Origin of the sequence: Curtobacterium pusillum (assembly GCF_007680845.1) — a bacterium.
Classification (GTDB): Bacteria; Actinomycetota; Actinomycetes; order Actinomycetales; family Microbacteriaceae; genus Curtobacterium; species Curtobacterium pusillum_B.
The window spans coordinates 100,301-123,289 of record NZ_VEIY01000004.1 but is presented as its reverse complement, the minus strand read 5'-3'; the positions used below and the strand labels follow the sequence as shown (position 1 = coordinate 123,289).

The window sequence follows — 22,989 nt, the reverse complement described above, 5'->3', positions numbered from 1 at the left end:
CCGGGAGCGCGGCGCACCATCGTGGTCCACCCACCCGGAGACCCACCCAGCCGCAGGAGCCGCAGTGGCCCACGCACTCGACCCGGTCCACCCGCGACCGGTCCCCCTCGCCGACGTGGCGCGCGCCGCAGGTACCGACCAGGGCGCCGGCCAGGCCACCGACCAGGGCACCGGCCAACGCACCGGCACCGTCACCGGTCTCGCCCTCGCCACCGCCGACCTCCGCCCCGGCATGCTGTTCGCCGCACTGCCCGGACGGCACGGGCACGGCGCGGACCACGCGGACGCCGCTCGCCGGGCCGGCGCAGCGGCGGTGCTGACCGATCCGGCCGGTGCCGATCGTGCGCACCGCTCGGGCCTGCCCGTGCTGGTGGTGGACGACCCACGGGCACGGCTCGGCGCGGTCGCACGCACCGTGTACGGCACGGACCGGCTGCCCTTCCCGGTGTTCGGGGTGACGGGCACGAACGGCAAGACCTCGACCGTGCACCTCGTCGACGCGCTGCTCCGACGACTCGGGCGGCGGAGCGGGCGCAGCTCGACGGTCGAGCGGCGGGTGGCCGACCGTGCGGCACCGAGGGTGCTCACGACACCAGAGGCCCCGGAGCTGCACGCGTTCCTCGCGAGCGCCGCGGAAGAACACGTGGGCGGGGTCGCGCTCGAGGTCAGCGCGCAGGGCCTCACCCGGCACCGGATGGACGGTGTCGTCGTCGACGTCGCCGGCTTCACGAACCTGTCCCACGACCACCTCGACGACTACGCCGACATGGACGAGTACCTCCGCGCGAAGGCACTCCTGTTCACCCCCGAGCGGTCGCACGCCGGGGTGGTGTCCCTCGACTCGGCGGCCGGGCGGCGCATCGTCGAGCGGGCGACCGTGCCCGTCACGACGATCAGCACCGACCCGCGCACGCCGGCCGACTGGCGCGTGCGGGTCCTCGACGAAGCGCCGGACGGCACCCGCTCGGTCGTCACCGCCCCCGACGGGACCCAGATCGCCGTTGACTCGCCGTTGATCGGCGCGCACATGGCGGCCAACGCGGGGCTCGCACTCGCGATGCTGGCGACCTCCGGGATCCCGCTGCCCGACCTCGTCGCGGCGACCACCACCCGACTCGACGTCGTCGTGCCCGGTCGGATGTCGGACGCGTCGCTCGCCGACGGGCCCCGCGTGTACGTCGACTTCGCGCACACGCCCGACGCGTTCGCGAAGAGCCTGTCCGCGATCCGGTCCTTCGCCGCGGGACCGGTTGCGATCGTGCTCGGAGCCGACGGTGACCGCGACCCGAGCAAGTGGCAGGCGATGGGGATCGTCGCCGCCACGGCCGCGGACGTCGTGGTCGTCGCCGACCACCACCCCCGGTTCGAGGCGCCCGCACCGATCCGTGCGGCGATCCTGGCGGGGGCCCGGTCGGTCGACGGTCCCGCCCTGGTCGTGGAGGAGCCGGACCCGAGCGTCGCGATCCGCCGCGCCGTCGCCGAGGTCGGTGCCGACGGGATCGTGTACTGGGCCGGCCCGGGTCTGACGGACTAGCGGGACGTGGCCGGACAGCACCTGCCGTACTCGTCGTTCCAGGACGCCCGCGCCGCCCTCGTCGAAGCGGGGTACGGCAGTTTGGTTGTGCACAACTGAGTTGCGTGCAATGCTGGCCGCATGCCGGTGACCGACGAGATGGTGTGCTTCTCGCTCTACGCGGCCGCCCGGGCCACCACCCAGGCGTACCGCACGATGCTCGAACCCTGGGGGCTGACGTACCCCCAGTACCTCGTCCTCGTCACGCTTTGGGTGGAGGGCGACCAGACCGTCTCCGGCCTCGGTGACCACCTGCAGCTCGACTCCGGCACGCTCTCCCCGCTGCTGCGGCGGATGGAGCAGTCCGGGCTGGTGCGTCGGGAACGCCGGAGCACGGACGAGCGCATCGTCACGGTGACGATCGGCGAACGCGGGCGTGCACTCCGTCCGGAGCTCGCCCACATCCCCGCGCGCATCGCCGCGGGCACCGGCCTGCCGGACGAACGATCCGCCGCCGAGCTCATCGCGACGCTGCAGCGCCTCACCGAGACGATGCACGCCGCGGCGCCCGCGGCGCCCCGAGACTCGGCCTGAGCGACACTCCTCGCGCCGCCGGGCCCGAGATCGGTCGCCCAGCCCGAGTCTCGGGCCCGGCCACCCGCCCGGCCGCGCGGACCCCACGACCACTGACCCCACGAAGGAAGGAACACCCATGGAAGCCCTCTACACCGCCGAGGCCCTCTCCACCGGCGCCGGCCGCGACGGCCGCGTCGCCACCAGCGACGGCTCGTTCGCGCTCGACCTCGCGATCCCGAAGGAGATGGGCGGCTCCGGCGCCGGAACGAACCCCGAGCAGCTCTTCGCCGCCGGGTACGCCGCGTGCTTCCACTCCGCACTGCAGGGTGTCGCCCGCAGCCAGAAGGTGAAGATCGAGGACTCGTCCGTCGGCGGCCGCGTGCAGATCGGCCCGAACGGCGAGGGCGGCTACCAGCTCGCCGTCCTGCTCGAGGTCGTCCTGCCCGGCCTCTCGCACGAGGTCGCGCAGGGCCTCGCGGATGCCGCGCACCAGGTCTGCCCGTACTCGAACGCGACCCGCGGCAACATCGACGTCACCATCACCGTCTCGGAGGACTGAGCATGAGCACCACCCCCACCACCATGCGCGCCGTCGTCCACGAGACCTTCGCCGAGCCCGCCGAGGTCCTCGGCGTCCAGGAGCGCCCGGTCCCCACGCCCGGCGCCGGCGAGGTCCTCGTCCGCACGGTCCTCTCCCCGATCCACAACCACGACCTCTGGACCGTCCGGGGCACGTACGGCTTCAAGCCGGAACTCCCCGCACCCTCGGGCACCGAAGCGCTCGGCGTCGTCGAGGCGCTCGGCGAGGGCGTCACGAACCTGCAGGTCGGCCAGCGCGTCGCCGGCGGTGCGTTCGGCGTCTGGGCCGAGTACTACACGGCGAAGGCCGCCGGACTCGTCCCGGTCCCCGACGCCATGCCCGACGAGGCCGCCGCGCAGCTCGTCTCGATGCCGTTCAGCGCGATCAGCCTGCTCCACTCGCTCGACCTGCACGAGGGCGACTGGCTCATCCAGAACGCCGCGAACGGCGCGGTCGGCCGCATGGTCGCCCAGCTCGGTGCGGCGCGGGGCATCAACGTGATCGGGCTCGTCCGTCGGGCGGCCGGTGTCGAGGAGCTCCGCGCACAGGGCATCGAGCGCATCGTCGCCACCGACGCCGACGACTGGCAGGACCAGGTCACGGCGATCACGGGCGGCGCACCGATCGTCGCCGGTGTCGAATCCGTCGGCGGGAAGGCCGCCGGCGACATCGCATCGGTGCTCGGCGACAACGCGACGCTCGTCGTGTTCGGCGCGATGGCCTCCCCCACGCTCGAGATCCCGTCGGGCAAGGTCATCTTCGGCCAGCTCACGGTGAAGGGCTTCTGGGGCAGCGTCGTCAGCAAGACCATGCCGGCCGAGACGAAGGGGCAGCTCTTCGGCGAGCTCATCACGCGTGTGCTGGACGGGTCGCTGACCCTGCCGGTCGCCGAGACGTTCGCCTTCGAGGACGTCCGCGACGCGGTCCGCGCCTCGGACACCGCCGGTCGCGTCGGCAAGGTGCTCCTGCGTCCGTAGACGCGACCACGCGCAGACGGGAGGCGCGGTGCCAGCTGGCACCGCGCCTCCCGTCCGTCCTGGGGTGGGCTCTACCGCCCCGCCTGCTTCGCGGGGACCGTGAAGATGTTGCCGGTGGTGACGCCTTCCTCGACCTCTTCCAGGGTGCGCCCACGGCTCTCCGGGACGAACTTCCAGATGAAGAACAGCGCCAGCAGGCCGACGACACCGAAGCCGAAGAACGTCCCGGTGATGCCCGTCGCGGCGACGATCGTCGGGAAGTACAGGCCGAGGAACGCGTTCGCGATCCAGAGGCAGAACACCGCGATGCCCATGCCGAGCGCCCGGATCTGCGTCGGGAAGATCTCGGACAGGACCACCCACACGGCGATGTTGAGGAAGGTCTGCATCGAGCCGACGAACGCGACGACCAGGAACAGGATCACCCACGGGCGGGCCGGGTTGCCCGCGGGGAGCGCGACCGAGGCGATCCCGATGAGGAAGTGGCAGACCGTCGTCAGCGAGAAGCCGATGATGAGGGTCGTGCGCCGGTTGATCTTCTCCATGTTGTGGATGGCGATGAAGCCACCGATCACGGCGATCACCCCGGGGGCGATGTTGGCGATGAGCGCGGCCGACGCCTTGAAGCCCGACTCGATGAGGACCGTCTGGCCGTAGTACATGATCGAGTTGATGCCGGTGAGCTGCTGCGCGACGCCGAGGCCGGCACCGATGAGCACGATCCGGATCAGCCACTTGTTGCCGAGCAGGACGCGCCAGCCGCTCTCGCGCTGGACCTCGGCCTCGAACGCGTTGGTGCGCTTGATGTCCGCCAGCTCGGCGGTGGCGCGCTCCTTCGACCGGATCTGCCCGAGGACCTCGAGCGCCTCGTCGTTGCGGCCCTTCGAGGCGAGCCAGCGCGGGGACTCCGGCACGCGGAGCATCCCGACGAAGAGGGCGATCGCGGGCAGGGCGCACACCGCGAGCATCACGCGCCAGACCCCGTGGCCTTCACCCCAGACGCTGCCGATGATCGCGTTCACGACGAAGGCGGCGAGCTGCCCGATCACGATCATGAGCTCGTTCCGGCCCGAGAGCGACCCGCGGATCTCGTAGGGGGCGAGTTCGGCGAGGAACACCGGCACGACGGTCGATGCGCCGCCGACCGCCAGGCCGAGGAGCACCCGACCGACGACCATCACGCCGAACACCGGCGCGGAGACGCAGACCAACGTGCCGATGAAGAAGGTGACCGCGAGCAGGATGATCGTCTTCCGGCGCCCCCAGCCGTCGGCGATGCGACCGCCGAGCATGGCGCCGATCGCGGCGCCGAAGAGGAGCGAGCTCGTGACGACGCCCTCGGTGAGGTTCGTCAGGCCGAGCTCGTCCGCCATCGGTCGGAGCGCGCCGTTGATCACACCGGTGTCGTAGCCGAACAGGAGTCCGCCGAAGGTGGCGACGAGGGCGAGGACACCGAGACGCCGGACGTGGGGGCCCTGCCCGACCGGGGGCAGGGCGGTGTTCGGGGCTGGGGGCTTGATGTCGACCATCCGGGTGACTCCTTCGTCAGTGATCAGGCTGCATCGCTTGGAAGGATCGTAACCCGAATCCATGTCCTGTCAATCACACATACAGACATTTGCTGATTGGATCGCTCCACGAAAGCCCTGGTCAGCCGTCAGTCGTCCTCAGGGGTCGGCTCGTCGAGGACGTCCCCCAACGAGGCCATGTCCGCTCCGTGGTCCGTGTACCGCCGGACCGTCCGGCGAGCGGCAGCACTCGCGGCGCCGGAGAGCCTGGGGTTCCGCCGCGCGGCATCGGCGACACGGCCGGCGTGCCCGGCGGTCGAGAGCAGGATGTTCGCCAGGGCCCGGGCATCGCCGGGCTCCGGGACCCCCGTCACCGTCCACGCCGTCCGGACCTGTTCGTCCGGCGTGACACCGCGGCGGGTGCCCATCCGGTGCCAGTCGGAGAGCGAGCCCTCGGTCCGGGAGGCAGCTCGGTCCGCTTCCCCCGCGCGGCGCCGGTCGGCGTCCCGTTCGGCGTCGGCCGCTTCGCTCCGCTCGATCCGGTCGGTCAGGCCGTCGGCACGCTTCCGGACCGCCTCGGCCCGCTCACGTGCTGCTGCATCGTCGCCGCCCGCTTCGGCGATGCGGGCAGCGTGCGCGGCAGCCGCCGCGGCGAGGATCTCCGAACGCTCCATGCACCGACGGTAACGCCTCCGACCGACAGCGGCGCACGGGCCTGTGCCCGAGGACACATCTCGGTCACGACGTCCCCGCAGCGGCGTCCCGTCGGCTACCGTCGGGGTGAGGGGGAATCATGAACAGGACGGCTGCGATCGCCGCCGCGCTGCTGGCCACGCTCGCGCTGTCCGGCTGCTCGTTGCTGCGCGGGTCGGACGGGGCGCTGCCCGCTCCCTCCAGCCCGCCGGCGACGGCCACCCCGACGCCGAGCGACACCGCGACCCCGGACGGCGAGTCGGCCGGGGACCTCCTCGAGGCCTCCGCCCACCCCCGCACTCCGACGCCCGCCCCGACCGAGGCGGCGGCACCAGCTCCGACGCTGACACCGATCCCGGCCGGCACGGTGCTCGCCCAGGGCGACGTGGCATCCCCGAAGGGCAGCATCCACTTCCACTTCCGGGTGGTCGCGAACGGCGACGACACCTTCACGGCGCAGTACTCCGGGATCACCTCGACCCTGCCCGTCCCGATCGCCGTCGGCCTGTTCGACCTGCCCCGGAAGGTCGGCGACGGACTGACCTACCACGGCGTCGGCGACCACACCCTCGGCGGACCGACGAGTGGCGCGATCGCCGCATCCGTGCCGCTCACCGGGTCCGGGGTGGACCCGTCGCACCTCGGCACGCTCGTGACGTACTCGGCAGCGGCGGCGGGGCAGGACGTCCCCGTCGAGATCGGTGCCGACAAGGTCCTCGCCGTGACGACGGTGCGCTGGTCGGTACCGGCCCGGCAGACGAACGTGCACCCGGTGGACGCGGGAGCCCGGGCGAACGCCAACGGGACGGTCCCCGCGAGGACGTCGAGCGGCGCCCCGAAGTCGTACACCGTGGCGCCGGACGACCTCATCGGCGACGTCGCCGCACGGTTCGGGATCAGCGTGCGGGCGCTCGTCTGGCTGAACGAGGGCGTCCAGGTGTTCGGCGACGACCAGCACCTCTACGAGGGCACCACCCTCAACCTCGACCCGCTCGCGCGCTGACGCGCGCCGCTGCGGCGGCTTCCGCGGCCCGAGACTCGGGCTGGGCGACGTTCCTCGGGCTCCGAGCCCCGAGAAGTGTCGCTCGCGCCGAGACTCGGCCCGCGTCGGCCCGCGACCGGCAGACGGACGGGAGGCGCGGTGCCAGCTGGCACCGCGCCTCCCGTCCGTCAGGTGCGCGCGTTACTCGCCGCGCAGCTCCAGGTACTTCGCGATGAGCGCCTTCGTCGAGGAGTCCTGCGACTCGAGCGCGGCACGGTCACCCTCGACCGCCGGGGCGATCTGCAGCGCGAGCTGCTTGCCGAGCTCCACGCCCCACTGGTCGAACGAGTCGATGCCCCAGATCGTGCCCTCGGTGAAGACGATGTGCTCGTAGAGGGCGATGAGCTGGCCGAGCACGCTCGGGGTGAGCTCCGGCGCGAGGATCGACGTCGACGGCTTGTTGCCCGTGAAGGTGCGCGCGGCGACGATCGCCTCATCGGTGGTGCCCTCGGCCCGAACCTCGTCCGCGGTCTTGCCGAACGCGAGCGCCTTCGTCTGGGCGAAGAAGTTCGCGAGGAACAGGTTGTGGACGTCCTGCCCCGGCTGCACGGCCCCGCCGTCGCCGGTCTCGTCCTTGAGCGCGTGCGCGGGCTTCGCGACGGTGATGAAGTCCGTCGGGATGAGCCGCGTGCCCTGGTGGATGAGCTGGTAGAACGCGTGCTGGCCGTTCGTGCCCGGCTCGCCCCAGAAGACCTCGCCGGTCTCGGTGGTGACGGGCGAGCCGTCCCAGCGGACGCGCTTGCCGTTCGACTCCATGGTGAGCTGCTGCAGGTACGCGGCGAAGCGGTGCAGGTACTGCGTGTACGGCAGGACCGCGTGGCTCTGCGCACCGAGGAAGTTCGAGTACCAGACGTTGAGCAGGCCCATCAGGACGGGGACGTTCTGCTCGAGCGGCGTCGTGCGGACGTGCTCGTCGATGGCGTGGAAACCGGCGAGGAACTGCTCCCAGTTCTCCGGACCGATGGCGATGACGACGCTCGTGCCGATGGCGGAGTCGACCGAGTAGCGGCCACCCACCCAGTCCCAGAAGCCGAAGGCGTTCTCCGGGTCGATGCCGAACGCGGCGACCTTGTCGAGCGCGGTCGACACGGCGACGAAGTGCTTCGCGACGGCGTTCGACTTCTCGTCATCGCTGGCGTCGGTGAGGCCGAGCTTCTCCCAGAGCCACTGGCGCGCGAGGCGGGCGTTGGTGAGGGTCTCGAGCGTGCCGAAGGTCTTCGACGCGACGATGAAGAGCGTGGTCTCGGGGTCGAGGTCTGCGGTCTTCTCGTAGATGTCCGCGGGGTCGATGTTCGAGACGAAGCGCGCCGCGAGCCCGGGCTGCACGTACGGCTTGAGGGCTTCGTAGACCATGACCGGGCCGAGGTCCGAGCCACCGATGCCGATGTTCACGACCGTCTCGATGCGCTTGCCGGTGACGCCGGTCCAGGAGCCGTCGCGGACCTTCGTCGCGAAGCCGTAGACCTTGTCGAGCGTGGCGTGCACGTCGGCGTCGACGTCCTGGCCGTCGACGACCAGCGCCGGTGAGGCACCCTTCGGGCGGCGCAGTGCGGTGTGGAGGACGGCGCGGTCCTCGGTGGCGTTGATGTGTTCACCGGCGAGCATCGCCTGGAAGCGCTCGGCGACGCCGGTGTCCTTCGCGACCTGGAGCAGGGCGCCGAGGATCTCGTCGTCGACGAGGCCCTTCGAGAGGTCCACCGTCAGGTCGGCGGCCTGGAACGTGTAGCGCTCGGCGCGACCGGGGTCGCTGTCGAACCACCCTCGCAGGTCCGGGGTGAAGCCGGCGGCGATGCCGTCCAGCTGCTTCCAACCAGCGGTCGACGTGGGGTCGACGGGAGCGGATTCGGTCACTTGGGTCCTCCTGGGTCACCTTCAAGACGTGCGAGTCCGCGGGTCACCGCAGCGCTGCGTCGCGGACCACGTCCGAGCGTAGTGCCGTCTGGACGACCGCGCGCACAGGGCCTGCGCCCCTGTGGACGGGACCCGGGCCCCTGTGGACGGGACCCGGGCCGCTCAGGCGAGCAGGGCCTCCAGGGCGACCCCGACCGGCCCGGTCGGGGCGGCGCGCCAACCCCGACCCGCCCAGAGGTGGAGTCGTTGCGGGTCCCCCGCGGCCGCCGCAGCGGTGCGCATCGGCCGGGTGAGGTGGTGGAGCGCCGGGTACCCGAGCGGCGCGTCCGGGTGGGACCGGACGAAGTCGTTGACCAGCGCCCGGGCCGGCCGCCCGGTGAACGCCCGGGTGACCGCGGTCTCGTCGAACGCCGGGTCGGCGAGGGCGTCGCGGTGTGTCCGGCTCGTGCCCGCTTCGTCGGTGCGCAGCACGTACGTGCCGACCGCCACCGCGGACGCGCCGGCCGCCAGCGCCGCGCGGAGGTCGCCCGGACCGCCGATGCCACCGGCGGCGATCACCGGGAGCGACGTCACGGCACGGACGGCCCGGACGAGTTCGGGCAGTGGCCGGTCCTCGAGGGCACGGGACGGGTCGAGGACGGCGGAGTGGCCGCCGGCGCCGGCCCCCTGCACGAGGAGCACGTCGACGCCACGTTCCTCGGCCGCGATCGCCTCGGACGGGTCCGTGACCGACTGCATCGTGACCGTCCCGCGCTGCCGGAAGGCCTGGACCACCTCGGCCCCGGGGAGGCCGAACGTGAACGAGACGACGGGGACGGGGTCGTCGAGCAGCAGGGCGACCTTGTCGTGCCAAGCGTCGTCGTCGTCGTGCTTCGGCACGTCGCTCCCGAGCGCCGCCCGGTAGCGGTCGTACTCGGCGTCGGTGATCGGGACCGGGTTCGGGACGAAGAGGTTGACCCCGAAGCCGGTCACGCCCGCGTGGCGCACCGCGGCGATGTCCGCCGCGAGGGCGTCCGGCGTCCGGTAGCCGGCGGCGAGCTGGCCGAACGAACCAGCGCGCGCCGCGGCCGTCACGAGGCCCGGCGTGCTCGGCCCACCGGCCATCGGCGCGACGTGCACCGCTCCGGCGGACCCGAGGACTCCTGGCAGCTGCACCACGCCCCCATCCTGCCCCGCGTCAGGACTGCGGTGTGAAGCGGCGGAGGCGCAGGCTGTTCGTCACGACGAACACCGACGAGAACGCCATCGCGGCACCGGCCAGGACCGGGTTGAGGAGACCAGCCATCGCGAGCGGGATCGCCGCGACGTTGTACGCGAACGCCCAGAACAGGTTGCCCTTGATCGTGCGCAAGGTCGCCCGTGACAGCTGGATCGCCTCGGCCACCACGGTGAGCCGGCCGCTGACCACGGTGATGTCGCTCGCCGCGATCGCCGCGTCCGTCCCCGCGCCCATCGCGATGCCGAGGTCCGCCGCCGCGAGGGCCGCGGCGTCGTTGACGCCGTCGCCGACCATCGCGACGCTGCGCCCCTCGGCCTGCAGCCGGCGGACGGTGTCGAGCTTCGACGCCGGGGTGGCGCGGGCGTGCACCTCGTCGATGCCGACCTCGGCCGCCACCGCACGGGCGGCGCCGTCGTTGTCGCCGGTGAGCAGGACGGGGTGCAGGCCCAGCGCGACGAAGCGGCGGACGGCCTCCGCCGCCTCGGGCTTCACCGTGTCACCGACGACGACCACGCCGAGCGCCGCGCCGTTCCGGGCGACCACGACCGCGGTGCCGCCGGCGGCCTCGGCGGTGTCGACGGCCCCGGCCAGGGCGTCGGGGACGGTGATCGACCAGGACTCCGCGAGCCACCGGACCGTGCCGACCAGGACGACGTCGCCGTCGACCACGGCCTGGACGCCCGCGCCAGGGGCCGACGCGAAGTCGGACGCGCTGGACGGGTCGAGGCCGCGCGCCCGCGCGGCCTCGACGACGGCACGGGCGACCGGGTGCTCGGACCCGTCCTCGACCGCGGCGGCGAGCCGGAGCACGGTCGCGTCGTCGGCGTCCGGACTGCCGGTGACCGATCGCAGGGCCATCGCGCCCGTGGTCACGGTGCCGGTCTTGTCGAGCACGATGGTGTCGACGCCGCGGGTGCTCTCGAGGACCTGGGGGCCGCCGATGAGGATGCCGAGCTGCGAGCCTCGACCGGTGCCGACGAGGAGCGCGGTCGGCGTCGCGAGCCCGAGGGCACACGGGCACGCGATGATGAGCGTCGCGACGGCGGCCGTGAACGCGGCGGTCACGGTGCCGCCGGACACGATCCACCCGACGAACGCCAGCACGGCGAGCCCGATGACGATCGGCACGAACACCCCGGAGACCCGGTCGGCGAGGCGCTGGACCGCGGCCTTGCCGGTCTGGGCGTCCTCGATGAGCCGACCCATCCGGGCGAGTTCGGTGTCGGCGCCCACGCGTGTGACGGTCACGACGAGCCGGCCGCCGACGTTGACGGTCGCACCGGTGACGTCGTCGCCGGGACGCACCTCGACCGGGACGGACTCGCCGGTGAGCATGCTGAGGTCGACGGCGGACGACCCGTCGCGGACGGTGCCGTCGCTCGGGATCCGCTCCCCCGGTCGGACGACGACCAGGTCACCGACGACGAGCGAAGCAGCGGGCACGCGGGTCTCGGTCGCCCCGCGCAGCACGGTCGCGTCCTTCGCCCCGAGCTCGAGCAGGGCACGGAGGGCCGCACCGGACTGCTGCTTCGCCCGGGCCTCCATGTACCGGCCGGCGAGGATGAACACCGTCACGGCGGACGCGACCTCGAGGTACAGGTCGCTCGCCTCAGGGTCGGTCGCGAACCACGAGAACGTCATGTGCATGCCGGTCGTGCCGGCGTCGCCGAGGAACAGCGCGTAGAGCGACCAGCCGAACGCGGCGAGGACGCCGACGCTCACGAGCGTGTCCATCGTCGCGGCACCGTGCCGGGCGTTCACCCACGCGGCACGGTGGAACGGCAGCGCTCCCCACACCGCGACGGGGGCAGCGAGCGCGAGGGCCAGCCACTGCCAGTCCGGGAACTGCAGGACGGGCACCATCGACAGCACGACGACGGGGACCGCGAGGACGGCCGAGACGACCAGGCGCTGCCGGAGCGGCGCAGCGGGGTCGTCGACGGGCGCGTCCGCGCCGTCGGGACCGGTCGGGGTCGGCGCCTGCGGCACCGTGGCGCCGTACCCGGCGGCCTCGACCGCGGCGATGAGCGTGGCGGTGTCGTCGGAGCCGGCGACCGTCGCCTTCTCGGTGGCGTAGTTGACCGTCGCCGTGACGCCGGGGAGCTTGCCGAGCTTCCGTTCGATGCGGTTCGCGCAGGACGCGCACGTCATCCCGGTGATGTCGAGCTCGACGACGTCCGTCACGACCGCACGACCTCGTACCCGGCCTCGGACACCGCGGCGTCGAGCGCAGCGGGTGCCACCGGGGCTGCCGACGTCACGGTGACCGAGGAGCGTCCGCCCGGCACGAGCTGGACGGCCACGTCGGAGACGTCGGCGAGCTCGCTGAGTTCCTCGGTGACGCTCATCACGCAGTGGTCGCAGGTCATGCCCTCGACGAGCAGGAGTTCGGTGTGCACGGTGGTTCCCTTCAGGATGCGGATGGACGTTCGTCAGGAGCGGACGAGCCGGGCGATGGCGTCGCTCGCCTCGCGCACCTTGGCGTTCGCGGCGTCGCCACCCTCGGCGACGGCCTCGGCGACGCAGTGCCGCAGGTGGTCCTCGAGCAGGGACAGCGCCACGCGCTCGAGCGCCCGGTTCGCTGCGGAGATCTGGGTGAGGACGTCGATGCAGTACGTCTCGTCCTCGACCATCCGGGCGATCCCGCGCACCTGCCCCTCGGCACGGCGGAGCCGCTTGAGCAGGTCGTCCTTGTCGCCGATGTAGCCGACGTGTTCGTGCACGCTGTCCTCCGTCGCGGTCGAGTACGGTACCCCCCTAGGGTATCGCTTCCGGACCAGGACGCAAGCGTGGCAGGATGCCCGGCATGAGCGCCTCGTCGTCGAACGGATTCCGCCGACTGCGGTTCACCGACGGCGACGGCTCCGCCTACTCGGACATCTTCGAGGCCGAGTACCACGGCTCCGAGTTCGCCTCGGACACGTTCGCCACCCAGGACGCCCGGTACGAGTACACCGTCGTGGGCGACGACGACCTGACCCTCCGGACCATGCGCGCCGAGGGCGGCAAGCGCGGTGGGGTGATCGGTCCGCGGGACGACCACGTGGTGTTCTGGCTCACCCGGGGACGCCTCGAGATGCACTTCGCCGACCGGACCAGGGTCGTCGAGCCCGGCAGCCCCTACATCGCCTCCTCGACCGAGGCGTACCGCTTCGAGTCGTCGGGCACGGTCTACAACGGGATCCACGTCGCCGACCGGTTCCTCCGCGAGGTCGGCCGGGACCTCGGCTTCCGACTCCCCGAGGGGCCACTCCTGTTCGACCAGCAGGACGAGGTCGTCGCCCGCCAGCAACCGCTCCGGCACCTCGTCCGGGAACTCGGGCCGGTGCTCGTCGACGACCGCGTGCTCGGACCGATGCGCACCGCGATCAACCGACGGCTCGCGACCGTCGTCCTCGACACGTTCCCGATCCGCAACCGCGGCACGGACGTCCCGGTCGCGAACCGGCTGCGCGACGCCATCCGCTTCATCGAGGACCACGCTGCCGAACGCCCCGCCGTGTGCGCGATCGCCGCCGCGTGCGGCCTCAGCCAGCGCGGGCTGCAGGACGTGTTCGCGCGCACCCTCGACACGACCCCGCACCGGTTCCTCCGGGACCACCGGCTCGACCGGGTCCGTCGCGAGCTCCTGCACGCGGACGGCGACGAGAGCGTCACCGAGGTCGGCCGCCGGTGGGGGTTCACGAACCACGGCCGCCTCGCCGCCGCCTACCGCGACCGGTTCGGGGAGGACCCGGCCACGACGCTGCGCGCCTCGCTCGCCGCCCGGCCGGGACGCGCCTCCTGGCGGCTCCGACGGGCCGTCGCGTTCATCGAGGAGCACCCGGACGACACCCTGACCCTGCAGGCGATCGCCGACGCGGCCGGCGTGCGACCGCGACGGCTCCAGCAGCTCTTCCTGGAGGAACGGGGCGAGTCCCCGATGGCGGCCGTGCGTTCGATCCGGGCCGGCACAGCGCGCAACCGAGCGGACGGATCCGGCGCTCGGCGCTGAGCGCCTCGACAGGTGGGGGACGAGAACCCGCTTCCCTGCCCGTGTCACTGGAACTTCGCTGAATCCGTCGCAGCCCGTGTGACGAACCTCTGGTGTGCCCCGTCTCATCCGTGAACAGCAACCGCTGGGAACGCCCGGCGGGACAACGGAAGGAACGACAATGGCTGACACCACCATCACCCCGGCCACCACCACCACGGCGGCAGCGCGCACCACCGGGACCCCCACCGGCTCGGCCGGCGTCACCGGCAAGACCGTCATCGACGACACCGTCGTGTCGAAGGTCGCCGGCATCGCAGCCCGCGAGGTGAACGGCGTCCACTCGCTCGGCAACGGTGCAGCCCGTGCCATCGGCGCCCTCCGCGACGCGATCGGCCAGCGCGACTTCGGCCAGGGCGTCAAGGTCGAGGTCGGCGAGAAGCAGGTCGCCGCGGACATCGTGATCGTCGCCGAGTACCCGGTCGCGCTGCAGCAGGTCGCCGACGGCGTCCGTGCCGGCGTCGCCCGTGCGCTCGAGCAGATCGTCGGCATGGAGGTCGCCGAGGTCAACGTCACCGTCCAGGACGTCTTCATCCCGGGCGACGACGACGACAGCAGCAAGGACGACGAGAAGAAGGAAGCGCGAGTCGCATGAGCAACACCCTGATCGGAGCCCTCATCGGGGCGATCCTCGCCGTCGTGGCACTCCAGTTCGGCTTCTGGGGCTTCGTGCTCGTGGTCGTGTTCGGCGCGGTCGGGGCCCTCGTGGCCGCGCTCGTGACGGGACGCATCGACCGCGGTGCCCTCGCCGACGTGCTGACCGGGCGCCGGAGCTCCCGGTGAGCGCGGGCCCGGACGTCCCGGGCCGCGTCGAGATCACCGCCCGCGCACTGACCTCGCTGGCGCGGGCCGTCGCGGCCGAACGGCTCGGCGCCCCCGCCAAGCGGGTGCGGGTCGGACTCGGCGACGCGTCCGGCGCACTCGCCCTCGACATCACCGGGCCGATCGCGGCGGGCGACGACGTCGTCGGCCGCTCGGCCCGGATCGCCGAGGAGGTCAAGGGGCGCGTCGGCGACCTCACCGGCCGCCGCGTCGGCAGCGCCCACATCGAACTCACCGGGATCGTGCGTCCGCGCGGTACCCGCACCGCCTAGGAGGCCACCATGAGCAACGGTTCCGTCGAACGACGCATCCGTCGTCGGAGCGTCCACCGCTCCCGCTCGACCGCCGTCGCGGTGACGCTCGTGGTGCTCGCGCTCGTCGCCGCCTGGGTCGGCACCGAGTCGGTCCTCGCGGGCATCGGACGCCCGCCGCTCATCGCCGACCCGCAGACGGTGGTGAGTGCAGCGCTCCGTCCGGACGCCGCGTTCGTCACCATCGCCGAGATCGTCGCCGTCGTGCTCGTCGTCCTCGGCATCGTGCTGATCGTCCTGGCCCTGGGGCCCGGCCGCCAGCACCGCTCCGTCGTCGAACACGACCGCGGTGCCGTCATCATCGACACCCGCATCGTCGCCTCGACCGCCGCGAACGCCGCCGGAGCAGCCGCCGGGGTCCCGGAGGGCAACGCCTCCGCGACCGCACGCGGCCGCCGGACCGAGGTCCGAGTGGTCCCGGTCACGGGGATCCCGGTGGACGAAGCCGTCGTGCGCGACGCGGTCCGCGACCGCCTCAGCGGGCTCGACGAACGGTTCGGCCGCAGCGTCCGCGTGCGCGTCGAGGAGAAGGGAACCCTGGCATGACCAAGAGCAACCGGACCCTCAACCGGATCATCCTCCTCGTCCTCGGACTCGTCGCCGTCGTGGTCGGCCTCGTCGTCGGCGCGGGCGTCCTGCCCGCCGTCCGCGACGCGATCGCACCGTACGTCGAGCTCCCGCGCAGCCTGGACGTGCCCACGTCCTCGCTGTGGATCGTCGTCGCCGTCTGCGCCGTGGTCGTCGTGCTCGCCCTCGTGTGGGTGTTCACCCGCGGTGGTGGCGGCACGTCCGTCGCCGTCCGAGAGCGCTCCGGCGACGACGCCGTCACGGTCAACGTCGCACTCGTCCGGGACGTCGTCGACCACGAGCTCGAGGGCGTCCGCGACGTCGTCGGGTCCCGCGTCGACACCTACCTCGTCCGACGGCAGCGCGCCGCCCGGATCCGTGTCGCGGTCCGCCGAGGCGGGGACGCGGTCACCGTGCTCGACGCCGTCGACCGCGCGGTCGCCGTCCTCGACCGGACCCTCGGTCGCCAGGTGCCGGTGCTCGTGCACCTCACCGGCGGGACCCGTTCCGCCCTGGCGAAGTCGACCCGCGTCCGCTGACAGCCGTCTGACGGACGCACCCCGAGCCTCCCGGCTCACCCACTCCAGCACCACCCACCGGGCACCCGCCCGACCGAAGGAAGGAACCCTCATGGGACTCGACGACAAGATCAAGAACGCTGCCCAGGACCTCGCCGGCAAGGCGAAGGAAGCCGTCGGCAAGGCCACCCACGACGACTCGAAGGTCGCCGAGGGCAAGAAGGACCAGGCCTCCGCCAGCGTCAAGCAGACCGGTGAGGACGTCAAGGACGTCTTCGAGAAGTAGGTCGCACGAACCGTGTCGGGGCACTCGCGAGTCGGGTGCCCCGACGCGTTCCGGCGGAACCGAACGAGGAGGAACCATGCAGCACGACCCGAACGCGCACACCCAGGTCACCGAGGTGGTCCTGCCCGCCGAACTGACGGAGCCGCTCCCCGACGACGCCACCACCGCGACGCTCGTGGCACGCACCGTCGCCGAGACGGCGCTGGGTGTCCCCGGGGTGCACCACCTCGGCGGCATCGCCTCCCGTGCCGCGGACCAGCTCCGCGAGCGGCTCGGCCGGAGTGCCGGCACCGCCGGTGTGCAGGTCGACGAGGGGGACGGCACGCTCGACGTGCAGGTCTCCGTGGTCGTCACCTACCCGCAGCCCGTGGTCGCCGTGGCCGACGAGGTCCGCGAGCAGGTCACGGCCGCGGCGCAGCAGGTGTCCGGCCTCCCGACGAGCGTCGACGTGCGCGTGCTCGACGTGCACGGTCCGTTCGACGACGAGCCGTCGCCCCTGGGCGGTGCCGCCGCGGCGTCCGCCGGCACGGAGGCCGCATCCCGTCCGGCCGACGCAGCCGCCGAGGCCGCGGCCCGCCCATGACCACCGCGTGGTCGGGCAACCGCCGGACGCGACCCCGGCGCCCCCGACCCCGCGGGGTCTGGGTGGCGAGCGGCATCGGCGTCGTCCTCGTGCTCGCCACCGCGCTCGGGGCCTTCCTCCCCCTGGTCGGGTTCCTCGGCGGCGTCACCGCGACGACGTCCGGGCTCGTGCCGTTCCCGTTCGTCCGGGTCACCGTCGTGGCGCTGCTCGGTGCCGTCGTGGTCCTCGCGCTCCTCGTCCTCGCGGCCACCCGCCGGCACACAACCACGGCGACGATCGCCGTCGTGCTCGCGGTCCTCGTCGCCCTGGCCGTCACGGTCGTGCCGGTGGTCCTCGTCGCCGTCGGGTCCGCCGACCGCGCCGGTGACGTCTGGCCGATCATCACCGAGCTCTGGGAGCGCTTCACCGGCTGACCGCGTCGCGGTCGCCAGGCCGGAGCGGCGCCCTGGGAATCCGTTAGCCTCGGCCCGTGCATCGTCTCTCCCCCGGGCAACGCTGGGTCATCGGTCTCGGCGCGTTCGCGCTCACCTGCTGCGTCGTCGGGATCGTCGCGGTCGGGGTCAGCGTGGCGCACGGCGGGACCGCGAGCGGCGCGTGGGGTGGCATCCTCGCCGTCGTCGGGCTCCTCCACCTCGGACTCACCGGGGTGGCCGGTGCGATCGTCTGGACCTCGACGCCGACCATCGCACCCGCGCGCCCACGGCGACCGGCGCCCACCCACGGCGACGTCCACCGCGTCTTCTCCTCCGGCACGCTCCGCCAGTCCGACGTGCAGGACGCCCTGTTCGGCCGCGTCGTGCGGACCGTGGAGGACGCGCTCCCCGGCTGGCGCCTCGACTGGGTGACGATCACCGACCCCGCGGTCATCCGGACGAGCGGCTCCGACCGGCACCCGATCCTGCGGCGCGGGACGCCCGAGGACCGGGTCGAGGGCGCGTACCTCGTGCTCGGGTACGAGTGGCAGCTCCGCGAGGTGGACCGCTACGAGGTCGCCGACTACCAGCGGATCGAGGTCACGCTCGAGTCCGGCACGACCGCCTGGGTCTACGTCGCCGCGGACGAGGTCTGACCGGCGGGCAGGCCCGCGTCAGACGGACGCGCAGCCGCCAGGCGCTCCAGACCCTCGTCGATCGACACCGCCGGCGCCCACTGCAGGTCCCGCCGGGTCCGGCGCTGGTCGAACCAGTGCGCCGTTGACAGCTGCTCCGCCAGGAACCGCGTCATCGGCGGCTCGTCCTGCCCGGGGCGGATCCGCCACACGGCCTCGACGAGCGACCCGGCGGCCCGGGCCACCCCGGCCGGCACGTGCCACCGCGGCGCGGGCACACCGGACGCGGTGCAGATCCCGGCGAGCAGGTCGGCGACCGGCCGGGGCTCCCCGTTCGTGACGACGTACGCGTTCCCGTGCACGCCCTCGTCGGCCGCGTGCGACAAGGCGGCGACCATCGCGGACGCCGCGTTGTCGATGTAGAGCGTGTCGATGAGCGCCGCTCCGGAGTCGAGGAGCGGCAGCCGCCCGGACCGGGCACGGTCGACGATCCGTCCGACGAGCTGCGTGTCACCCGGTCCCCACACCAGGTGCGGGCGGACGGCGACGACCGCGAACCCGGGGGCGTCCGCACCGATCGCGACGAGCTCCGCGGCGGCCTTCGTCCGGGCGTAGTCGCCGCGCGCACGCGACGGCTCGGCTGGTCCGGCGTCGACACCGACGAGCGACGAGCCGGTGTGCGCGACCGACGGCGAGGAGACGAAGACGAACCGCTCGACCCCGGCGGCGCGGGCGGCGTCGACGATCGTCCGGGTGCCGTCGACGTTCACGCGGACGAAGTCGGCCGGGTCGCCGGCGAGCGACACCTTCGCGGCGAGGTGCACGACGGCGTCCGTGCCCGTCACCGCACGGACGACGGCGGCACCGTCGGTCATCGTGCCGAGGACGTCGGACACCCCGGGCACTCCCGAGGGACGACGCTGGAACGTCCGGACCTCGTGCCCGGCATCCCGCACGGCCGCAGCCGTCGCCCGCCCGAGGAAGCCACTGGCACCGGTGACGAGGACCCTCACGGCCGGACCATCCGCCCACCGGCGAGCACGGCGGTCGCCCACCGGGACAGGCGAGCACGGTCGACCTTCGAGTTGTGCCGGATGTCGGTCGGCAGCTCGGGCACGGTCAGCACGGCGGCGACGGGGACGCCGGCGGCCGCCCGGACCGCTGCGGCGAGGCCGGGCTCGGCGAGCGCGGGACGTCGAGCGCGCCGCTGACCGGTCGTCTCCACGACGGCGACGACCTGTTGCGTGCCGCGCGGCCCGGTGCCCGCGAGTCCGGCACGGCCGACACCGTCGACGCGCTCGATCCGCTGCTCGGGACCGACCGGGGTCACCACCCCGCCCGGCGTCGTGATGACGTGCTGCAGCCGACCCTCGACCCAGAGTCGCCCGGCGGCGTCGAGGTGTCCGACGTCACCGGTGCGGTGTCCGCGCGGGTCGGCCACGCCGAGGCGCGACACCCGGTTCTGCCGCCACAGCCGGTCGTAGCGATCCCGGACGTGCGGCGCGGCGACGACGATCTCGCCGGTGACGCCGGGGTCGTCCGTCAGGGCGCCCGTCGGCTCGCCGTCGTCGTCGAGCGGCGCGATCCGCACGCGGACGTTCGCGGCCGGGACCCCGACGCAGATCCCGTCCTGGTCGGCACCGGCCGCGGCGCGCACCCCGTCGAGGTCGACGTCGGTCATGAGCAGCCCCTCGGTCATCCCGTAGGGCGTGTGGGCGCTCGCGTTCGGCATGAGTGCGGTCGCGGCGGTCAGCAGCGCCGCCGACACTGGAGCACCCGCGGACAGGAACAGCCGCACGCGGCCGAGCGCCGCACGGTCGGCATCGGTGAGCGCGGACGCCGTCGCGACGACGTTCGCGAGCGCCGCCGGCGACAGGAACACCACGGTCGCGTCGGCGGCCGCCACGGAGTCGGCGACAGCGCGAGCCGTCAGCGTCCGCGGGGCGGTGACGTCCATGTCCGGCGCGACCGACCGGGCACCGAGCGCGGGTCCGAGCAGCGCGAACGGAGCGAACCCGGCGACGAGGCCGGTCCCGACCCCGATGTCGTACTGGGTCGCGAGGGCGTCCCGCACGGCTCCGAGCTGCCCGTGCGTGTAGACGACGCCCTTCGCCGGGCCGGTCGACCCCGACGTGAAGAGCACGGCCGCGGGTGCGTCGGACGACGGCGCCTCCGGCAGCGCGACACCGGCGGCGAGACGCACGGCACCGCGCCGAGCGACGTCGACGAGTGAGTGCTCGACGCGGAGCGCAAGACGAGCGGGCGCGGGGAGCGCCAGGGTCGCGATGCGTCGCCCGGGCCAGCCGAGCGCGCGAGCGGCACCGAGGCCCGGCAGCGCGCCGATGATCCAGTCGGGACGGGCTCCGCGGACGGCTCGGGTCAGTCCGCGGAGTCCCAGGCCGGCATCGGCCACGACGACGACCGCTCCGATCCGCACGCAGGCGTAGAGGACGGCGGTCAGGTCGGCGCCCGGGGTGACGAGCAGCGACACGCGGTCGCCGGGTCGGACGCCGAGGTCGACGAGTCCGGCGGCGATCTCGTCCACACGGCGGGCGAGCAGTCGCCACGACACGGTGCGGGGGCCGCCGGCGACGGCCATCTCGACGAGGGCCGCGTCGTCGCTGTCGCGCAGGTCGTCCAACGCCGCCCACAGCGGGCGGCTCGCGTCGGTGCCGGTGTCGCTCCCACGGTCGTCGGACGGGAGGCGCGGCTCGGCCCCGGCGGGCACGTGGCCCTCCGGCAGGCGGTTGCCGAGCCAGTCGAACACCGTCCCGGCGACGTCGGCGTCGTCCGGCAGCAGGTGCCCGGCGCCCTCGAAGCGGTGGACGTCGGCCTGCGGGAGCCGCTCGGTCAGGTCGTCGAGGTACCGCTCGAGGAACACCGGGTCGCGCGGCCCCCAGAGCAGGAGCGCGGGGACGTCGAGCGCAGCGACCCCCGCGGCGATCCGGTCGAGCTCCGGCGCGCTCGGGTGGGCGGCGTCGACGGGGATGTCGGCCACGAAGCCGCCGATGCCTCCGCGCCGAGCAGCCCCGCGGTACGGCGCCCGGTAGGCGTCGGCGACGCCACGGTCGAGCCTCGGGTGCGCGATCGCCAGGGTCGTCTCGAGGAACGCCGGCGTGAGGACCGTCGCCCGGCCGAGCAGCTGCGGGCGCAGGGCCAACCGCAGCGGTGCGGGGATCGGAGCGTCGTCGGGCTGGTGCACGGCGGTGTTGCACGTCGCGACGGCCACCACGAGGTCCGGGTGGTCGACCGCCCAGCCGAGCGAGACCACACCGCCCCAGTCGTGGCCGAGGGTGGCGACGGGCCCGGTCAGTCCGAGTTCGTCGGTCAGGGCGCCCAGGTCGGCGACGCGCTGCGGCAGCGCCCGCTGGACCCCGGTGCGCTCCGAGAAGCCCATGTCGAGCTGGTCGACCGCGACGACCCGCCACGCGGGTCCGCCGGCGGCGGCGACCTCGAGCGAGGTGCGGAGCACCGAGCGCCACAGGTACGACCACGTCGGGTTGCCGTGCACGCACAGCAGCGTGCCGACGGGTTCCACGCCGAGCGCCGCCAGGGAGCCGGCCGTGTCGAGGAGGTGCCAGGTCCGGGCGGGGCGATCCGCGCCTCCCGGGACCGACGACGGGACCGACGACGGAACCGTCACGAGCCGGGACCACGCCGGGTCGAGTCCGGGCAGGGGCGGCGGGAGCGTCGCCGGAGCCGGAGCGGAGGCGACGCGTGGGAGGCCGGACCTCACCAGCGCAGCTCCATCATCGCCGTGTTGATGCCCGAGCCGACGCCACCGAGGAACACCCGGTCGCCGGGACGGATCGAGCCGCGGGCAACCTCGTCGGCCAGGGTGATCGGGATCGACGCCGGACCGACGTTGCCGAACCGCTCGTAGGTCGTGGGGACCTTGTCGCGCGGGACGCCGATCGCCTCGACGAACGCGTTCGTGTGCACGTCGGAGACCTGGTGCAGCACGTACCGGTCCATGTCGGCCCAGTCGAAGTGGGAGCGCGCTTCGTTCCAGGCGGCGACGACGAGCTCCATGCCGCCCTTGAGCAGCATCTTCGCGTCGGTGAACATGCCGTCGACGCTGCCGACGCAGAGGTCGTACCACTGGGTCGCCGCGCGGGTGACGCCGCCGACGATCCGGTGCCCGCCCGGGTGCATGTCCGCCGGGCCGAGCACGGCAGCGGCCGCACCGGAGCCGAGCGTCAGGCTGGCGAACTCGCTCATGAAGTCCTTGCGGTTCCGGCCGCCCTGGTTGAGGCGCTCGATCGTGTTGAGCTGCACCTGGTCGGCGTCCTCGCCGTCCACCACGAGCGCGTACTTGATCTGCCCGGAGTCGATCATGCCCGCGGCGACGCTCATCGCGTTGACGAACCCGAGGCATGCGTTCGCGATGTCGAAGTTGATCGCCGACGACGGCAGCCCGAGGCCGTGGTGCAGCCGGACGGCGACCGACGGCTCGAGGTGCGGTCGGGTCACGGAGGTGTTGATGAGGAGCCCGACGTCCTCGGGGCGGATGCCCGCCTCGGCCATGGCACGGCGGCCGGCGTCGATCGCGGCGTCCTGGAAGGACTGACCCTCGCCCCAGTTCCGGCGTTCCTTCACGCCTGCCACGCGTTCGAGCAGCCCCATCGGCAGGCGCAGTCGGCGGAGCACGCCGCGGAGCTTCTCCTCGATGTCGGCCGAGGTCGTCACGCGTTCGGCCACGGTCGTCGCGACCGAGAGCAGCGCGACGTTGTCGTGCTTGGCCGTCGCGTTGCCCGGCCGCTCGGTTTCGCTGCTCGTCGCCTGGTCGATCGGCCGTTCCGTCATGATCGTCACCGACACATACTTCCGCATCTGGCCTGGGTACGCGATCCGGATGCGCT

The 22,989-nt window shown here is 73.2% G+C and carries 25 protein-coding genes; 15 read left to right on the top strand and 10 right to left on the bottom strand.

The features are described 5' to 3' along the window. Positions 1-64: 64 nt before the first annotated feature. The 4 genes from FS825_RS10740 to FS825_RS10725 all read left to right on the top strand — a co-directional run bounded on the left by FS825_RS10740 (position 65) and on the right by FS825_RS10725 (position 3,646). Complete coding sequence (locus tag FS825_RS10740; protein ID WP_260981126.1) at positions 65-1,534, top strand: Mur ligase family protein; 1,470 nt, start codon at positions 65-67, stop codon at positions 1,532-1,534. Positions 1,535-1,654: 120 nt separating this feature from the next. After that, positions 1,655-2,107: a MarR family winged helix-turn-helix transcriptional regulator gene (locus tag FS825_RS10735; RefSeq protein ID WP_186377192.1), complete on the top strand. Its 453-nt coding sequence runs from the start codon at positions 1,655-1,657 to the stop codon at positions 2,105-2,107. 118 nt (positions 2,108-2,225) lie between these two features. Continuing rightward, entirely contained in the window at positions 2,226-2,648 is a 423-nt protein-coding gene (locus FS825_RS10730) for an organic hydroperoxide resistance protein (RefSeq protein WP_144712794.1), read from the top strand. 23 nt (positions 2,649-2,671) lie between these two features. Continuing rightward, complete coding sequence (locus FS825_RS10725) at positions 2,672-3,646, top strand: zinc-binding dehydrogenase (RefSeq protein ID WP_144713182.1); 975 nt, start codon at positions 2,672-2,674, stop codon at positions 3,644-3,646. Positions 3,647-3,717: 71 nt separating this feature from the next. On the opposite strand, the gene FS825_RS10720 is transcribed toward FS825_RS10725, so the two are convergent. Continuing rightward, complete coding sequence (locus FS825_RS10720) at positions 3,718-5,175, bottom strand: sugar porter family MFS transporter (RefSeq protein WP_144712792.1); 1,458 nt, start codon at positions 5,173-5,175, stop codon at positions 3,718-3,720. A gap of 128 nt (positions 5,176-5,303) precedes the next feature. Beyond that, positions 5,304-5,828 (bottom strand): hypothetical protein, encoded by a 525-nt coding sequence (locus FS825_RS10715; RefSeq protein WP_144712790.1) that lies wholly within the window; start codon positions 5,826-5,828, stop codon positions 5,304-5,306. Positions 5,829-5,947: 119 nt separating this feature from the next. On the opposite strand from FS825_RS10715, the gene FS825_RS10710 reads away from it, so the two are divergent. Next, the gene (locus tag FS825_RS10710) at positions 5,948-6,850 is read left to right on the top strand and encodes a LysM peptidoglycan-binding domain-containing protein (protein ID WP_144712788.1); all 903 of its coding nucleotides are present in this window, start codon (positions 5,948-5,950) and stop codon (positions 6,848-6,850) included. 180 nt (positions 6,851-7,030) lie between these two features. On the opposite strand, the gene pgi is transcribed toward FS825_RS10710, so the two are convergent. The 5 genes from pgi to FS825_RS10685 form a co-directional block, all read right to left on the bottom strand. Beyond that, a complete protein-coding gene (pgi, locus tag FS825_RS10705; RefSeq protein ID WP_144712786.1) occupies positions 7,031-8,740 on the bottom strand; it encodes a glucose-6-phosphate isomerase in 1,710 nt (569 codons plus the stop codon). 162 nt (positions 8,741-8,902) lie between these two features. Further along, positions 8,903-9,898, bottom strand: a complete 996-nt coding sequence (locus FS825_RS10700) for a nitronate monooxygenase (protein ID WP_313960541.1) — start codon at positions 9,896-9,898, stop codon at positions 8,903-8,905. 19 nt (positions 9,899-9,917) lie between these two features. After that, on the bottom strand, positions 9,918-12,143 hold the full coding sequence (locus FS825_RS10695) for a heavy metal translocating P-type ATPase (protein ID WP_260981125.1): 2,226 nt from the start codon (positions 12,141-12,143) through the stop codon (positions 9,918-9,920). Further along, positions 12,140-12,358, bottom strand: a complete 219-nt coding sequence (locus FS825_RS10690) for a heavy-metal-associated domain-containing protein (RefSeq protein WP_260981124.1) — start codon at positions 12,356-12,358, stop codon at positions 12,140-12,142. Before FS825_RS10690 ends, FS825_RS10695 begins: the two co-directional genes overlap by 4 nt. 33 nt (positions 12,359-12,391) lie before the next feature. After that, complete coding sequence (locus FS825_RS10685; RefSeq protein WP_144712784.1) at positions 12,392-12,682, bottom strand: metal-sensitive transcriptional regulator; 291 nt, start codon at positions 12,680-12,682, stop codon at positions 12,392-12,394. A gap of 83 nt (positions 12,683-12,765) precedes the next feature. Between FS825_RS10685 and FS825_RS10680 the strand changes: the two genes are divergently transcribed. The 10 genes from FS825_RS10680 (at position 12,766) to FS825_RS18965 (ending at position 18,148) form a co-directional block, all read left to right on the top strand. After that, positions 12,766-13,953, top strand: coding sequence for a helix-turn-helix domain-containing protein (locus FS825_RS10680; RefSeq protein ID WP_186377191.1), 1,188 nt, complete (start codon positions 12,766-12,768; stop codon positions 13,951-13,953). Positions 13,954-14,113: 160 nt separating this feature from the next. After that, a complete protein-coding gene (locus FS825_RS10675) occupies positions 14,114-14,587 on the top strand; it encodes an Asp23/Gls24 family envelope stress response protein (protein WP_144712780.1) in 474 nt (157 codons plus the stop codon). After that, positions 14,584-14,775 carry a DUF2273 domain-containing protein gene (locus tag FS825_RS10670; RefSeq protein ID WP_070418041.1) on the top strand — a complete coding sequence of 64 codons (192 nt, stop codon included), beginning with the start codon at positions 14,584-14,586 and terminating at the stop codon, positions 14,773-14,775. Before FS825_RS10675 ends, FS825_RS10670 begins: the two co-directional genes overlap by 4 nt. Then, complete coding sequence (locus tag FS825_RS10665; RefSeq protein WP_144712779.1) at positions 14,772-15,086, top strand: hypothetical protein; 315 nt, start codon at positions 14,772-14,774, stop codon at positions 15,084-15,086. Before FS825_RS10670 ends, FS825_RS10665 begins: the two co-directional genes overlap by 4 nt. Before the next feature lie 9 nt (positions 15,087-15,095). Continuing rightward, positions 15,096-15,671: a DUF6286 domain-containing protein gene (locus FS825_RS10660; RefSeq protein ID WP_144712777.1), complete on the top strand. Its 576-nt coding sequence runs from the start codon at positions 15,096-15,098 to the stop codon at positions 15,669-15,671. Further along, positions 15,668-16,231 (top strand): hypothetical protein, encoded by a 564-nt coding sequence (locus FS825_RS10655; protein WP_144712775.1) that lies wholly within the window; start codon positions 15,668-15,670, stop codon positions 16,229-16,231. The genes FS825_RS10660 and FS825_RS10655 overlap by 4 nt, the downstream gene beginning before the upstream one ends. Before the next feature lie 91 nt (positions 16,232-16,322). Next, positions 16,323-16,496: a CsbD family protein gene (locus tag FS825_RS10650; protein WP_144712773.1), complete on the top strand. Its 174-nt coding sequence runs from the start codon at positions 16,323-16,325 to the stop codon at positions 16,494-16,496. A 76-nt stretch (positions 16,497-16,572) separates the two neighbouring features. Continuing rightward, entirely contained in the window at positions 16,573-17,079 is a 507-nt protein-coding gene (locus tag FS825_RS10645) for an Asp23/Gls24 family envelope stress response protein (protein ID WP_144712771.1), read from the top strand. Then, the gene (locus FS825_RS10640; protein WP_144712769.1) at positions 17,076-17,492 is read left to right on the top strand and encodes an MFS transporter permease; all 417 of its coding nucleotides are present in this window, start codon (positions 17,076-17,078) and stop codon (positions 17,490-17,492) included. The genes FS825_RS10645 and FS825_RS10640 overlap by 4 nt, the downstream gene beginning before the upstream one ends. 56 nt (positions 17,493-17,548) lie before the next feature. Beyond that, positions 17,549-18,148, top strand: coding sequence for a gamma-glutamylcyclotransferase family protein (locus FS825_RS18965; RefSeq protein ID WP_260981123.1), 600 nt, complete (start codon positions 17,549-17,551; stop codon positions 18,146-18,148). On the opposite strand, the gene FS825_RS10630 is transcribed toward FS825_RS18965, so the two are convergent. Genes FS825_RS10630 through FS825_RS10620 form a run of 3 tightly spaced genes read right to left on the bottom strand, consistent with a single transcriptional unit; the run spans position 18,124 to position 22,933 of the window. Continuing rightward, positions 18,124-19,140 (bottom strand): NAD-dependent epimerase/dehydratase family protein, encoded by a 1,017-nt coding sequence (locus FS825_RS10630; RefSeq protein ID WP_144712767.1) that lies wholly within the window; start codon positions 19,138-19,140, stop codon positions 18,124-18,126. The genes FS825_RS18965 and FS825_RS10630 overlap by 25 nt on opposite strands. Continuing rightward, positions 19,137-21,863 (bottom strand): alpha/beta fold hydrolase, encoded by a 2,727-nt coding sequence (locus tag FS825_RS10625; RefSeq protein ID WP_144712765.1) that lies wholly within the window; start codon positions 21,861-21,863, stop codon positions 19,137-19,139. Before FS825_RS10625 ends, FS825_RS10630 begins: the two co-directional genes overlap by 4 nt. Then, positions 21,860-22,933 carry a 3-oxoacyl-ACP synthase III gene (locus FS825_RS10620; RefSeq protein WP_144713172.1) on the bottom strand — a complete coding sequence of 358 codons (1,074 nt, stop codon included), beginning with the start codon at positions 22,931-22,933 and terminating at the stop codon, positions 21,860-21,862. The genes FS825_RS10625 and FS825_RS10620 overlap by 4 nt, the downstream gene beginning before the upstream one ends. Between the last annotated feature and the right edge of the window lie 56 nt (positions 22,934-22,989).

Bases quoted from the DNA above. Each gene is read 5' to 3' on its own strand.
- FS825_RS10735 (WP_186377192.1), top strand. From the start codon at position 1,655: ATGCCGGTGACCGACGAGATGGTGTGCTTCTCGCTCTACGCGGCCGCC.
- FS825_RS10730 (WP_144712794.1), top strand. From the start codon at position 2,226: ATGGAAGCCCTCTACACCGCCGAGGCCCTCTCCACCGGCGCCGGCCGC.
- FS825_RS10725 (WP_144713182.1), top strand. From the start codon at position 2,672: ATGCGCGCCGTCGTCCACGAGACCTTCGCCGAGCCCGCCGAGGTCCTC.
- FS825_RS10720 (WP_144712792.1), bottom strand. From the start codon at position 5,175: ATGGTCGACATCAAGCCCCCAGCCCCGAACACCGCCCTGCCCCCGGTC.
- FS825_RS10715 (WP_144712790.1), bottom strand. From the start codon at position 5,828: ATGGAGCGTTCGGAGATCCTCGCCGCGGCGGCTGCCGCGCACGCTGCC.
- FS825_RS10710 (WP_144712788.1), top strand. From the start codon at position 5,948: ATGAACAGGACGGCTGCGATCGCCGCCGCGCTGCTGGCCACGCTCGCG.
- FS825_RS10680 (WP_186377191.1), top strand. From the start codon at position 12,766: ATGAGCGCCTCGTCGTCGAACGGATTCCGCCGACTGCGGTTCACCGAC.
- FS825_RS10675 (WP_144712780.1), top strand. From the start codon at position 14,114: ATGGCTGACACCACCATCACCCCGGCCACCACCACCACGGCGGCAGCG.
- FS825_RS10670 (WP_070418041.1), top strand. From the start codon at position 14,584: ATGAGCAACACCCTGATCGGAGCCCTCATCGGGGCGATCCTCGCCGTC.
- FS825_RS10660 (WP_144712777.1), top strand. From the start codon at position 15,096: ATGAGCAACGGTTCCGTCGAACGACGCATCCGTCGTCGGAGCGTCCAC.
- FS825_RS10655 (WP_144712775.1), top strand. From the start codon at position 15,668: ATGACCAAGAGCAACCGGACCCTCAACCGGATCATCCTCCTCGTCCTC.
- FS825_RS10650 (WP_144712773.1), top strand. From the start codon at position 16,323: ATGGGACTCGACGACAAGATCAAGAACGCTGCCCAGGACCTCGCCGGC.
- FS825_RS10645 (WP_144712771.1), top strand. From the start codon at position 16,573: ATGCAGCACGACCCGAACGCGCACACCCAGGTCACCGAGGTGGTCCTG.
- FS825_RS10640 (WP_144712769.1), top strand. From the start codon at position 17,076: ATGACCACCGCGTGGTCGGGCAACCGCCGGACGCGACCCCGGCGCCCC.
- FS825_RS10620 (WP_144713172.1), bottom strand. From the start codon at position 22,933: ATGACGGAACGGCCGATCGACCAGGCGACGAGCAGCGAAACCGAGCGG.